The 13,408-nt window shown below is 67.1% G+C and carries 12 protein-coding genes and 2 tRNA genes; 13 read left to right on the top strand and 1 reads right to left on the bottom strand.

The window, feature by feature from the left end; translation table 11 throughout:
* Positions 1-22 precede the first annotated feature (22 nt).
* From ASG79_RS10490 to mctP, 9 genes are all read left to right on the top strand, one after another.
* Positions 23-1,387, top strand: coding sequence for a glutamate-5-semialdehyde dehydrogenase (locus ASG79_RS10490; RefSeq protein WP_056390655.1), 1,365 nt, complete (start codon positions 23-25; stop codon positions 1,385-1,387).
* 79 nt (positions 1,388-1,466) lie between these two features.
* Entirely contained in the window at positions 1,467-1,706 is a 240-nt protein-coding gene (locus ASG79_RS10485; RefSeq protein WP_018769459.1) for a hypothetical protein, read from the top strand.
* Position 1,707: 1 nt separating this feature from the next.
* Entirely contained in the window at positions 1,708-2,379 is a 672-nt protein-coding gene (nadD, locus tag ASG79_RS10480; protein WP_377204418.1) for a nicotinate-nucleotide adenylyltransferase, read from the top strand.
* A gap of 7 nt (positions 2,380-2,386) precedes the next feature.
* A complete protein-coding gene (locus tag ASG79_RS10475; RefSeq protein ID WP_056390650.1) occupies positions 2,387-3,685 on the top strand; it encodes a hypothetical protein in 1,299 nt (432 codons plus the stop codon).
* A gap of 38 nt (positions 3,686-3,723) precedes the next feature.
* The gene (gene rsfS, locus ASG79_RS10470; RefSeq protein WP_018769456.1) at positions 3,724-4,125 is read left to right on the top strand and encodes a ribosome silencing factor; all 402 of its coding nucleotides are present in this window, start codon (positions 3,724-3,726) and stop codon (positions 4,123-4,125) included.
* Positions 4,126-4,257: 132 nt separating this feature from the next.
* Positions 4,258-4,330, top strand: a tRNA-Ala gene (locus tag ASG79_RS10465).
* A gap of 209 nt (positions 4,331-4,539) precedes the next feature.
* Positions 4,540-4,612, top strand: a tRNA-Ala gene (locus ASG79_RS10460).
* A gap of 225 nt (positions 4,613-4,837) precedes the next feature.
* Positions 4,838-5,209 (top strand): DUF3311 domain-containing protein, encoded by a 372-nt coding sequence (locus tag ASG79_RS10455; RefSeq protein ID WP_018769455.1) that lies wholly within the window; start codon positions 4,838-4,840, stop codon positions 5,207-5,209.
* Entirely contained in the window at positions 5,206-6,882 is a 1,677-nt protein-coding gene (gene mctP, locus ASG79_RS10450) for a monocarboxylate uptake permease MctP (RefSeq protein WP_018769454.1), read from the top strand. Before ASG79_RS10455 ends, mctP begins: the two co-directional genes overlap by 4 nt.
* A gap of 99 nt (positions 6,883-6,981) precedes the next feature.
* On the opposite strand, the gene ASG79_RS10445 is transcribed toward mctP, so the two are convergent.
* Complete coding sequence (locus tag ASG79_RS10445) at positions 6,982-8,319, bottom strand: class I SAM-dependent methyltransferase (RefSeq protein ID WP_018769453.1); 1,338 nt, start codon at positions 8,317-8,319, stop codon at positions 6,982-6,984.
* A 46-nt stretch (positions 8,320-8,365) separates the two neighbouring features.
* Between ASG79_RS10445 and ASG79_RS10440 the strand changes: the two genes are divergently transcribed.
* The 4 genes from ASG79_RS10440 to ASG79_RS10425 all read left to right on the top strand — a co-directional run bounded on the left by ASG79_RS10440 (position 8,366) and on the right by ASG79_RS10425 (position 13,406).
* Positions 8,366-9,448 (top strand): FAD-dependent oxidoreductase, encoded by a 1,083-nt coding sequence (locus tag ASG79_RS10440; protein WP_056390647.1) that lies wholly within the window; start codon positions 8,366-8,368, stop codon positions 9,446-9,448.
* A 50-nt stretch (positions 9,449-9,498) separates the two neighbouring features.
* Complete coding sequence (locus ASG79_RS10435) at positions 9,499-10,641, top strand: class I SAM-dependent methyltransferase (protein WP_056390644.1); 1,143 nt, start codon at positions 9,499-9,501, stop codon at positions 10,639-10,641.
* Between the two features lie 201 nt (positions 10,642-10,842).
* Positions 10,843-12,045 carry an ROK family transcriptional regulator gene (locus ASG79_RS10430; RefSeq protein ID WP_056390641.1) on the top strand — a complete coding sequence of 401 codons (1,203 nt, stop codon included), beginning with the start codon at positions 10,843-10,845 and terminating at the stop codon, positions 12,043-12,045.
* A gap of 8 nt (positions 12,046-12,053) precedes the next feature.
* Positions 12,054-13,406 (top strand): extracellular solute-binding protein, encoded by a 1,353-nt coding sequence (locus tag ASG79_RS10425; protein WP_018769449.1) that lies wholly within the window; start codon positions 12,054-12,056, stop codon positions 13,404-13,406.
* Positions 13,407-13,408: the final 2 nt, after the last annotated feature.

Genomic DNA, 13,408 nt, shown 5'->3' with positions numbered 1-13,408 from the left:
AGGGCTCGCCTAAACTTGGAGCATGACTGAAGCCCTGATCCACACTGCTGAAAATTCCGGAACCACTGCTGCGCAGGCGCAGCCGGGTGCCGTGGCAGAACAGGGATCAGCTGCTGCGCCTCTATCCGCTGCGGAGGTTGAAGCGGCTGTCCACGCCCTCGCGGACCGGTCCCGCCACGCTGCCCGCCGGATGGCCACTGCCAACCGTGCCTGGAAGGACCGCGCCCTCCGGGCTGTCGGAGCCGCCCTGCAGGAGAACGTGCCGGCCATCCTCACCGCCAACGCCATGGATGTGGAAAAAGGCAAGGCCAACGGCACCTCCGCCGCGCTCCTGGACCGGCTCACCCTCACCGAGGCCCGCGTGGCAGGGCTGGTGGCCGCCCTCGAGAACCTGGCCAACCTCCCGGATCCCGTGGGCAATGTGGTGCGCGGCCAGACCCTTCCCAACGGGCTCCGCCTCCGCCAGGTCAACGTGCCCATGGGCGTCGTGGCGGCCATCTACGAGGCACGGCCCAACGTCACCGTGGACATCGCGGGGCTGGCCCTCAAGAGCGGCAACGCCGTCATCCTGCGCGGCGGCAGCGCTGCCGAGGCCACCAACCAGGTCCTGGTCCGGGTGCTGCGCGAAGCCCTCGAATCTGTGGGCCTTCCGGCCGACGCCGTGCAGACCGTGGACCAGTACGGCCGCGCCGGTGCCAACGTCCTGATGAAGGCCCGCGGCAGGGTGGACGTGCTGATTCCCCGCGGCGGCCGCGACCTGATCCAGACCGTGGTGACCAACTCCGCCGTGCCCGTCATCGAAACGGGGGAGGGGAACGTCCACATCTTCCTCGACGAGTCCGCCGACGAAAACATGGCCGTGGAGATCCTGCTCAACGCCAAGACCCAGCGGCCCAGTGTCTGCAATACGGTCGAGACCCTGCTGGTGCATTCGCGCTCAACCGTCCTGCCCGCCGTGGCCGCCGCCCTGCGTGGCGCCGGTGTCCGCCTGCACGTGGACGGGCGCATCAGCGCCGCGCTGCCCGGGATCGAGACCCAGCCGGCCACGGATGTGGACTGGGGAACCGAGTACATGGACCTTGACCTGGCCGTGGCCATGGTGGACAGCCTCGATGAGGCCGTGCAACATATCCGCACCTGGTCCACCGGGCACACCGAAGCGATCCTCACCAACAGCCTTGCCAACGCTGAACGGTTCATCGCCGAGGTGGATTCGGCGGCGGTGATCGTGAACGCTTCCACGCGGTTTACCGACGGCGGGGAACTTGGCCTCGGTGCCGAGGTGGGCATTTCCACCCAGAAGCTGCACGCCCGCGGGCCCATGGGCCTGACCGAGCTCACCACCACCAAGTGGATCGTCCAGGGCGAAGGCCAGGTCCGCGCATAGCAACGCGGTAACATAGACCAGAACCCGGAAAGCAGCGGAAGGTTCCGCTGCCCGTAAATCCTTGAACATAGGGGAGAAAATGCTGCTCCAGCAGATTGCCACGTCCGTCGCCGCCGCAGGTGAATCAGGCCATGAGGAGCTTGCGCCGCTGTGGGCCGAACCGTGGGTCTTTGGCGTTTCCATGTTCGGCATCCTGGTGGTCCTGATGTTCATTGCCTGGTCCTACACCAACCTGGGCAACCGCCACGCCGCCACGGACGAGCACGCCGATCCGCACCGCCAGCACCCCAATAAGCACGATCGCGGGCAGGGCCACTAAGATTTCCCACAACCTGCACCGCAATGGTGCCCGGGGGCGGCTGCGGCTTGGCGTGATGGGCGGGACATTCGATCCCATCCACCACGGCCACCTTGTCGCGGCCAGCGAAGTCGCGGCGGAGTTCGACCTCGACGAGGTGGTCTTCGTCCCCACCGGGCAGCCATGGCAAAAGTCCCATAAACAGGTCAGCGAGCCCGAACACCGCTACCTGATGACCGTCATCGCCACGGCATCCAATCCGCGCTTCACCGTCAGCCGTGTCGACGTTGACCGTCCGGGTCCCACCTACACCATCGACACCCTCCGCGACCTCCGGGCCCAGCGCCCCGATGCCGACCTTTTCTTCATCACCGGCGCGGACGCCCTGGCGCAGATTTTGTCCTGGAAGGACATTGACGAGCTGTGGTCGCTGGCCCACTTCGTGGGCGTGACACGTCCCGGGCACGTCCTGGACGGGATGGGCCGCGACGACGTCAGCCTCCTGGAAGTTCCGGCCATGGCCATTTCGTCAACGGACTGCCGGGCCCGTGTGGCAGCGAACAACCCGGTCTGGTACCTGGTCCCCGACGGGGTGGTCCAATACATCGCCAAGTACGGCCTGTATTCGGACCCGCCGCCTGCAAGCGCGGATGAAATAACTTCCGAAGCACGCGAACCAGCCAGTACTGAATGAGTTCTCAATGAGTCAGGAACAGCCCCCAATCCGCAGCCGCCGGGAACTCCGGAAGGCCAGGGACGCCCAACAGGCCACCCCGCCCGCCACCGGGCAGCGCCCGCCTGCCGCGAACCGGCCGGCCGACGGCGCACCCGCACCGGCGGGACAGGATGCGACGGCCCGCTCCCGCTCCGCAGTAACAACTCCGCCGGCCCCCGCCGACACGCCTGCCGACCGGACGCCTGAAGACCAGACGCCCACCCAGCGTTCGTCCCAGATCCGCGCCCGCGACCGGGCCGCGCTTCGCACCATCAAGGAACTTGAGGAAAAGGAAGGCCAGCTTGCTGCCGGGGGACCGCCCACCCGGCGCCAGCTGCGGTTGCAGCAACTCAAAGAGCAGGCACTGACGGCCGCCAATCCGATTGTGCCACCAGCCGCTGCGCCCGCCCCCACCGCGTCGTCAGGAGCGGACACTGCTGCCCCGGCCCCTGCAGCGAACACCGGCGCGCCGGTAAAAACTGGTGCCCCGGCGAAACCAGGGCCCGCAGCCGCCGCTGAACGTCCTGCACCGGCTCCAGGAGGCGCCCCGGAGGGGATGACGGTGGAACAGGCACTGGAAGCGCGGGCGCTGATCGCCGCGCAGGCCAGGAACCAGATCGCCAAAATGGAGCACATCGCGTCTGTGGATCCGGAGGCCGTCGATCCGGAGATCCTGGCCGAACAGATCGCCCTGGCGGAGCGGGCCGCGGTCCTGAACCGCAGGGCAATGGCCCGGCAGAAGCTCGCCGAACAGGCGGGGAATCCTCCCGCCCCGGCCAGGGAAGCCGCCGCCAAAGACAAGCCCGGCCCGTCCACCGCCAACAACCTGGCGATGGTGACGCCGCTCGAGTTCGTCCAGGTGCCCGGCGTCGAACGTCCGGTGATGAAGCCGCCGGCAACCTCGCATGTCCCGGTCACCACCAGGCCCGGCACCAAAGTTCCGGGAAAACGCAAACCTGCCAACCGCCCCAAGGCGCCAGCGCCCGAATCCGCCAGCGGCAGGTCCCAGGTCATAGCCCGTGCCGAGGCAGCGGCCAAAGCCGCCAGCCGTCCCAAACGGGTATCGCTCCCGGACAACCAGACGGAGAACCCCTCAGAGGATCTCTTCGAGGATCTTCCCCGCGTCCCTGCCCGCGCCGCCCATGGCCTTGACCCCCTGGACGCCGCAACGGCCGGCCTGACAAGGGCGCGGCGGAACCGCATCCTTCAGTTCTGCATCCTCGCGCTCGGGATCCTGGCCCTCATTGCCGGCATCATCCTGATCGTCAGCGGCATGTCCCGCTGACCGCACCGGCATCAACTTTTCACCAAACAAGGAGTCCCGTGACTGCAACAGAATCGTCCATTGCAATAGCCCGTACGGCCGCCAAGGCCGCCGCCGACAAGATTGCGCAGGACATCGTCGCCATGGACGTGAGTGAACGCCTGGCCCTGGCCGACGTCTTCCTCATCGCCTCGGCACCCAGCGAACGCCAGGTCAACGCCATCGTTGACGGCATCGAGGAAGAACTTGCCAAACAGGACCTGCGGCCGGTGCGCCGCGAGGGCCGTTCCGGCGGCCGGTGGGTCCTGCTGGACTACGCCGACGTCGTCATCCACGTCCAGCATGAGGAGGACCGGGTGTTCTACGCACTGGAGCGGCTCTGGAAGGATTGCCCCGTGGTGGACCTGCAGCTCGGGGACGACGCATCCGCCAAAGCCGGCGCAATAGCCGACAGCGAGTAGGCCGCGCCCGCGCCGTGAACGTGTGCGGAGAGTGAATATTCCCGATTTGGAATTTTCGGAATTGCTGTTCTAAGATATTTGAGTTGCTTCGGGGGAGACCCCGGAGAGAGCTCCTTGGAGCAGCAACAATCCGGGGCTGTGGCGCAGCTGGTAGCGCACCTGCATGGCATGCAGGGGGTCAGGGGTTCGAGTCCCCTCAGCTCCACCGGCGGGTCCGCCGGAACCATCCTGGTTCCGGCGGACTTTTTCGTTTCCAGCCGTTCCCGCGCAGCTGACGACGGCTGAATGCCTGCAGGACTGCGCGGCGGAGGAGCGCGGTTCCGGGGCCGTTGACCGCCGATTGGCGTCCAGCGGAAAAGTGCATTACTCTGGTCAGGTTGCTCCGGCGAATTCGACCGGAAGGAACAAGAGTACGGGGCTGTGGCGCAGCTGGTAGCGCACCTGCATGGCATGCAGGGGGTCAGGGGTTCGAGTCCCCTCAGCTCCACCGATACTCGGAAAAGGGAACCATCACATTTGTGCTGGTTCCCTTTTTCGTCGTTGTTGGGGGCCTGGTCCTTTTCTCTCCGGATGGGGACCTGCAGCCGGTGGAAAAACCCTTCCCGCGCAGGTCAAAGCGGGGTACAACTGAGGTTGAGGGCACATCGTCCCGCCGCCCGGCCGCTTTCACCCAAGAGCGGGGACGCGGGACAGGCTGACGAGGAGGTCACAGATGTCCCACGCAGATGGTTCCGGCTACAACGGCGATGCTGTTCCAGAGGAATCGCGCCTGACACGCGATACCGCGATCCGGGGGCCTGCGAGGCCCGCTCCATACATCGGTGCCGGCATCATCCTGGCCGCCGCCATCCTCTTCCCCCTCATGCCGCAGCTCTACTCCTTCGATGCGCCCAGGCTGGCCGGGCTGCCGTTCTTTTACTGGTACCAGCTGCTCTGGGTGCCCATTTCGGCCATCCTGACCGGCACGGCCTATTGGCTGGTAACCAAGGAAGACCGACGACGGCGGGCTGAGGCACGTCCAGGCGGCCCGCCACGGGCAGGCACAGCCTCCGCTGATGCCGGGTTGGGAGGGGACCGGCCATGAACGGGCGCGAGATCAACTGGATTGCCTTGATCATTGTTGTGCTGCTGTTCGTCGTTGTTGCCGTCATGGGCTTCCTGGCCGCCAAATGGCGCCGCAGCGGAGAGGTGGAAGGACTGCACAGCCTGGACGAGTGGGGCCTGGGCGGCCGCGGATTCGGCACCTGGATCACTTGGTTCCTGCTGGGCGGGGACCTCTACACCGCCTACACCTTCGTGGCAGTGCCCGCAGCGATGTGGGCCACGGGCGCCGTCAGCGGCTTCTTTGCCGTGCCCTACACCATCGTCCTCTATCCGATCATCTTCATCATCATGAGCCGTTTGTGGTCGGTGTCCCACCGCCATGGCTACGTCACCTCAGCGGACTTCGTGGGCGGCCGCTACGGCAGCCGCTGGCTTTCGCTGGCCGTCGCCGTCACGGGCATCGTGGCCACCATGCCCTACATCGCGCTGCAGCTGGTAGGCATCAAGGCCGTCCTCACGGTCCTTGGCCTGGGCAGCTCAGGCAATGTGCTCCTGACCGACCTGCCGCTGATCCTGGCCTTCGTGGTCCTGGCCGCGTACACCTACACATCGGGACTCCGCGCGCCGGCGATGATTGCCGTCGTCAAGGACCTCCTGATCTACCTTGCGGTGATCGTGGCCGTCATCTACCTGCCCATCAAGTTCGGCGGCTGGGACACCATCTTCAGTTCGGCACAGGCCAAACTGGGCACGGTGAACCAGGCCACCGGAAAGCCCGCAGGGGTCTTCATTCCGGGTGCTGCCAACTACTCCGCCTACTGGTCACTGGCACTGGGTTCGGCCATGGCGCTCTTCATGTATCCCCACTCCGTGACGGCGGTGCTGGCATCCAAGGCCCGCAATACCATCCGCCGCAACGCCGCCATCCTGCCCCTGTACTCGCTGATGCTTGGTTTCCTGGCCCTGCTGGGTTTCGTGGCCATCAAGGCGGGCACCAAGCCCATCGACCTGGACGGATCGGTCAATCCGCAGTTGGTGGTACCGCAGCTGTTCCTTGACCATTTCCCGGCCTGGTTTGCGGGGGTGGCCCTGGCTGCCATCGCCATCGGGGCGCTTGTCCCCGCGGCGATCATGTCCATTGCGGCGGCAAACATGTTCACCCGAAACATCTACCGCGACTTCATCCGGCCTGACGTCGATGCCAGGACAGAGGCGAAGGTTTCCAAGATCGTCTCGCTGGTGGTGAAGGTGGGCGCGCTGGTCTTCGTGATCGCCATGGACCAGTCCGCGGCCATCAACATGCAGCTGCTGGGCGGCATTTGGATCCTGCAGACCTTCCCGGCCGTGGTGGCCGGCCTGTACACCCGGTGGTTCGACCGCTGGGCGCTGCTTGTCGGCTGGGCGGTGGGCATCATCTTCGGAACAATCTCCGCATACAACGTGGTCAATCCGGCGACCAAGGCCCATTTTGGCGGCTCTTTGGCCCCCATCCCCGGGACGGACTTCACCGTTTACATCGCGGTGTCCGCGTTCGCGCTGAACCTGATTGTCGCCGCCGTCCTGACCCTGGTGCTGCGGGCCCTGAAGGTCCGCACGGGGGAGGACCTCACCCGGCCCACGGATTACGCCGCCGACGAGACAGACCCGAAGGTGGTCCAGATCGAGAAAATCCAGCCTTTCACCCGGCCAGGCGGACCTCCGCCGGTGGCCTGAAGGAAGCCCGGGTCCTCCCCGGGATTAGGCCGCCCTCCTGCCGGGTTACGTCCCGGCAGGAGGGCGCTGTACGTGGAGTGTTGGCGGGAGTAAAACGGCTCACATCCAGGCGGTGCGCCGCAGCGGCGGTTCCTCTCCACCCGGGCGGCGCACCAGCACCTGGTTGACTCCGGTCAGCCCGGTTTCGAAGCCAATGGCGCTGCTGGCCATGTAGAGCCGCCACACCCGGGCGCGTCCCGCACCGGCCAGCTTCACCGCCTCGTCCCAGTTTTCCTCAAGCCGGCTTACCCATGCCCGGAGCGTGAGCGCGTAGTGCCGGCGGAGGGCCTCCACGTCGAGGACTTCGAACCGCGCCGTTTCCAGGGCGGCCACCATTTCGCCGAGGCTGATCATCTCCCCGTCGGGGAACACGTACCGGGGAATGAATGAGTCCGGGTCCGGGCTGGTGGGGCCGGCGTTCCAGGAGATGGCGTGGTTCAGCAGCCGCCCGCCGGGCCGGAGCAACCCGTAGAGGGCCGAGGCGTAGGCGGGGGTCTGGGCGCGCCCGACGTGTTCGGACATGCCGATGGAACTGATGGCGTCGAATGGCCCGTCGCTGACATCCCGGTAATCCTGGACCCGGATGTCCACTTTGTCCGTCAGGCCGGCGTCCGCTGCACGCTTGCGGGCCAGGGCGGCCTGTTCCCTGGAGAGCGTCACGCCCACTACGCTGACGCCGTACCTGGCGGCAGCGTGGAGGGCGAAGCTGCCCCAGCCGCAGCCCACATCCAGCACCCGCATCCCCGGTTGAAGCCCCAGCTTGCGGCAGACCAGGTCCAGCTTGGCCTCCTGAGCGGCGTCCAGCCCCGAGTCAGGGCCACTCCCGGGGGCTTCGGCGCCGCCGGCGGCCCATACCGCGCAGGAATAGACCATCGACGGTCCCAGCACCAGGGCGTAGAAGTCGTTGCCGACGTCGTAATGATGCGAGATGGCGGCCGAATCCCGGCGGCGGGAATGCATCCTGCCCTTTTTGGCAATGCGCGCCTCCTCCGGTGGCGGGGCAGGGTTGGGCCCGATGGCGCCGAGCCGGACCGCGGTGCGCAACAGCAGCCAGAGCTCGCCTGCGGTCAGCGGGCGGAACGGCCCGGGCTCGGCGAACTTGCCGGCCGAGCTCAATGCCGTGAACGCCGCGAAGATGTCCCCCGGGGTGTCGATTTCACCTGCCACGTAGGCGCGGCTCAGTCCCAGCTGTCCCGGCGACCACAGAATGCGGCGCAGAGCCTTTCGGGACCTGAACTCCAGGACGGGTGCGTCCACGGGTCCCGCTTCCGAGCCGTCCCACGCGCGCAGGCGCAACGGGATCTGCCCGGTCCCCAGCACCACCCCCAGGGCCTTTTCCAGCCGGGCAGCGTGCCCGGTGCTTCCGTTTCCTGTCCGTTCGGCTGCTCCAGTTTCCATGCGCCTACCCTAAGGCCGTGTTGGCTTCCGCGACTATCATGGGCAGGTGAGTCCTGACCCAACCGACGTGGTGGTAATCGGGGCGGGCCAAGCCGGCCTCTCGGCTGCCTACCACCTGCAGCGCCGGGGAATTGATTATGCCGTGCTGGACGCCGAGGAAGGGCCGGGCGGTGCATGGCGGCACCGCTGGAGGAGCCTGCGCATGGCCACGGTCAACGGAATCAGCGATCTGCCGGGCATCGCCAAACCGGAGGTGGATCCGGCGGAACCGAGCTCGGAATTCCTGACCCGGTACTTCGGAAGCTACGAGGCTGAGCTGGGTCTGTCCGTTCTCCGGCCCGTCAAGGTACGGGCCGTCAGGCGCGAAGATGATGACCCGGCCGGGCGCTTGCGGGTCGAAACCACACGCGGGGACTGGACGGCCAGGGCCATCATCAACGCCACCGGTACGTGGACCCGCCCGTTCTGGCCCATTTACCCGGGCCAGTCCTCGTTCCGCGGCAGGCAACTGCACGTCGCCGACTACGTCTCCGCGGAGGAGTTCCGCGGCAAACATGTGGTGGTGGTGGGTGGCCGCATTTCCGCCGTCGGGCTGCTGGAAGAAATTTCCCGCGTCACCACCACCAGCTGGTTCACCCGAAGGGAACCGGTGTGGCGCGACGCGCCGTTCGATGCCACAGCGGGCCACGAGGCCGTGGCGCTCGTGGAGGACCGTGTCCGGCAGGGACTTCCGCCGCAAAGCGTCGTGTCCGTGACGGGCCTCATCTGGACACCAGCCCTCCGCGCGGCCAGGGGAAGGGGCGCCCTCGACCGGGAGCCGATGTTCACGTCCATCGAACCGGACGGCGTCCGCCGCGCCGACGGAAGCCTCCGCAAGGCCGACGTCATCCTGTGGGCCACCGGCTTCAGGGCGGAACTGGAACACCTCGCCCCGCTTCACCTGCGCGGGCCCGGCGGCGGAATCGCCATGGACGGAACCCGGGTGGCGGCCGAGCCGCGCGTCCACCTGGTAGGTTACGGGCCGTCGTCGTCCACCATTGGCGCCAACCGTGCGGGCCGCGCGGCAGTGACCGGGATCCTGAAGCTGCCTGGAATGGCGACGGCGGCGAAAACGGTAACGTGGGGGTGATGCCCCGGGACGCGGGGCGAACGAAGGCAACAGAAGGCGGCAGGACACCGGTGGCAGCAAACACCCTGGCGGACATTTTCAACGTCCTGCGCCGGCGGCCCGATGTCGAAGCCCCCAACCTGCAGGCCTGGGATGCCACGGACCGGCTGCTGCTGGAGACCGCAGTGCAGCTGGGGCGGGCCGGCGGTACCGTGGCGGTGATCAATGACCGCTACGGGGCCCTGACGCTCGGCGCCTCGGCAGTGCTTGCCCCGGCGGCGCTGCGCGTGCACCAGGACCTGATCACAGGGGAAAGGGCACTGCGGCTCAACGCGGCCGAACTGGGGGACGGGCCCGGGGCGGAGTTTGTCCAGCTGCCCCTGGGGCACCAGCTGCTGGCGGGAGCAGACACCATCCTGCTGCAGCTCCCCAAAACCCTCGCGGAACTGGAAGAAATCGCTGCCGCCGTGGCCCTGCATGCCGCACCGGACGTCCAGCTGCTGGCAGGAGGCCGGGTGAAGCACATGTCGCTGGGCATGAACGCCGTCCTTGAACGGTACTTCGTTTCGGTGCAGCCGCAGCTCGCCCGGCAAAAGTCCCGGGTCCTCCTTGCCGCGGGCCCCAAACCCTCCACCGCGGCGCCCCGCTTCCCGGTGTTGGAGCACCTTGCCGGCCTGGACCTGGACGTGGCAGCCCACGGCGCAGTCTTTGCCGGCCCCAGGCTGGACATCGGCACGCGTTTCCTCCTGGCGTTCCTGCCCCGGATGAAACCGGCACGGCACGCCGTCGACCTCGGCTGCGGTACCGGAATCCTTGCCGCGATGTACGCGCGGCAGTTCCCGGGAGCCGCCGTGACAGCCACCGACCAGTCCGCGGCCGCAGTGCAGTCCGCCCTTGCCACCGCCCGCGCAAACGGCCTGGCAGACCGCATCAGCGTTCTGCAGGACGATGCGCTGAGCACCTTCCCGGACGCCGCCGTGGACACCGTGCTGCTCAACCCGCCCTTCCACGTCGGTGCGGGCGTCCACGCCGGTGCCGGCCTCAAGATGATCCAGGCAGCCGGGCGGGTGCTGGCTCCCGGCGGCGAGCTGTGGACGGTCTTCAACCGGCACCTCGCCTACCTGCCGGCGTTGGAACGGTACGTGGGGCCCACCGTGGTGGAGGGGCGGAACCCCAAGTTCACCGTCACCCGAAGCAGCCGCCGCCCCCTCTGACTGGAACGCGCCCGGCCACCGGGGGTCCACCGCCGGGAACCGCGGGTGCCGCGCCGCGCCGCCGCCCGCGCATATGGGCGGGGGACCACCCTTAACGTACGATTCAAAGCATCACCATCACGAGGTAGCCGAAGACGTTTAGGGGACACAGTGTCTGAGATCCGCCAATCCTCTCCGAGACGCGGAACCAACTTGCCCAGGATGGGGGATTTCAACCTCACCGTCATCCTTGACGCAATCCGCAGGACGTCCGGTGGCCTGAGCCGCGTTGAACTGGCCCAGATCGTGGGCCTGTCCCCGCAGACCATTTCGAACATCTCGCGCCGCCTGCTGGACCAGAACCTGATTGTCGAGGCCGGCAAGGAGGGTACCGGCCCGGGCAAGCCGCGCACCATCCTCCGCCTCAATCCCGGCGGCATGTACGCCCTTGGTGTCCACCTGGACCCCGCAGTCACCACGTTCGTGGTGCTGGACCTGGTGGGATCTGTTGTCCGGCACTCGCGGATCAAAACCCCTGGCGGAAACGATCCCTCCGCCGTGATCAGCACCATCGCTGCGGAAATCGACCAGCTCGTCGCCGATTCCGGCGTGGACCGCAGCCGCATCGCCGGCCTGGGCGTGGCTGCGCCCGGCCCCATCGACCTGGACAACGGCACGGTCGTGGATCCACCACTGCTGCCCGGCTGGGACAGGGTGGAGCTGCGCGAAGCGCTGGCCGGGGCCACCGGTTACTCGGTACTCGTTGACAAGGACGTCACCAGCGCCGCCGTGGCGGAGACATGGGCAGGCGGGCCCAGCGGCGCCGGCAGCTTCGTCTTCATGTATATGGGCACAGGCATCGGCTGCGGCATCGTCCTGAACGACGAAGTGGTCCGCGGCACGTCCGGCAACGCCGGGGAGATAGGACACATCATCGTCGATCCCGACGGCCAACCCTGCGACTGCGGCCTGCGCGGCTGCGTGAAATCCTCCTGCATCCCGCAGGTCCTGGTGGCGGAGGCGGAAGCAGCGGGCATCCTGGACGGATCCCGCGCGGGTAACAGCGGCGCCGAAGTCCAGCAAAGCTTCGCCCGGCTGTGCGCACTCGCCGACGGCGGGGACGAACGCGCCGCTGCCATCCTGGACAAATCCGCCGTCCTGGTGGCCCGGGCGGTCTCCGTTGTCACCAACACCCTCGACGTGGAACGCGTCGTTTTCGGCGGCCCCTTCTGGAGCGGACTGGCGGAGCGCTACCTGGAGCTGATTCCGCCACTCCTGGATGCCAACAGCGACGTCAGGCTGATCCACCCCATCGAGGTTGTTGGCACGGGCGTCGGGGAGGACGTGGGAGCCATCGGCGCCGCCTCGCTGGTCCTGGAACATACCCTCGCGCCCCGGGCCCAACGGCTCCTGCTGGAAAGCTGAGGAACAGCATGCTTCGCCGGACATCGAAAACCGTCTCCCTGCTGGCCGCCGTGGTCCTTGCCCTTGCGGCCTGCACTCCCGGAAACCCAGCCGAGGGAAACAAGACCATCAAGGTGGCCTACCAGAAAACGGATTCGTTCAAGACCCTGGACACCATGTTCCAGGATGCGAAAAAAGAGTTCGAAGCCGCACACCAGGGCGTCACCATCGAACTGCAGCCCATCCAGGCGAACGACGACGACTACGGCACAAAGCTGGCCCTGGCCCTTCGCTCGCCTGCCACTGCTCCGGACGTCTTCTACGAAGACACCTTCAAGGTCCGCTCCGACGTGGACGCCGGGTACCTCCTGAAGCTGGACAGCCGGCTGGCCGGATGGGGTGACTGGGACAAGTTCAGCGACGGCGCCAAGGAGGCCGGGAAAGCGGACGACGGCGGCACGTACGCGGTGCCGCTGGGCACCGACACCAGGGCCATCTGGTACAACAAAAAGGTCTTTGCGGCCGCCGGCATTGGGTTGCCGTGGCGCCCGTCCAGCTGGCAGGACATCCTGGACACCGCAAGGAAGATCAAGGCATCCAACCCGGACGTCATCCCCTTCAACATGTATGCCGGCAAGGGCACAGGTGAAGGGACCGTGATGCAGGGCTTCTATGAGCTCCTCTATGGAACCGGGGCAAGCCTCTATGACACGGATTCGAAAAAGTGGGTCGTTGGGTCTGCCGGCTTCAAGGACTCGCTGACCTTCCTCAAGACCCTTTACGGCGAGAACCTCGCAGTGGCCCCGGCCGAGGCGCTGGACCCGAACATCTGGAAGAAGGTGTTCGGTGAATGGTTCCCGAAAGCAAAGCTCGGGGCAACCGTGGAAGGCTCCTACGCGCCGTCGTTCTGGCAGGCCGGTGGAAGCTACGCGTGGCCGGGCTACGAACAGGACATGGGCGTGGCCCCGTTCCCGACGCAGAACGGCGGCGCCCCCGGCGCGGTCAGCATGTCCGGCGGGTGGACCCTTGCCGTCGGGGCGGAAACCAAGCAGCCCGACCTTGCCTTCAACTTCCTCACCACGGCACTCAATGCCAAGAACTCGCTGGCCTTCACGGTGGCCAGCTCACAGATCGCCGTCCGGACCGACGTGGCCGCCGACCCCGCCTACCAGTCCGCCAACCCGTTCGTGAAGGACGTGTCCGGCCTGGTGGCCGTCACCAAATTCCGGCCTGCCACCTCCGACTATCCGCGGATTTCCGCTGCCGTCCAGGAAGCCACCGAGGCCGTGATCACCGGCAGCAGGAGCCCTGAACAGGCAGCGGCCGACTATGACACAGCCGTGGCCGGCATCGTGGGCGGCGACAAGACCGTCCGGAAGTAGCG

The organism is Arthrobacter sp. Soil761, assembly GCF_001428325.1.
Taxonomy (GTDB): domain Bacteria; phylum Actinomycetota; class Actinomycetes; order Actinomycetales; family Micrococcaceae; genus Arthrobacter.
This window is presented reverse-complemented; position numbering and strand designations above follow the sequence as displayed.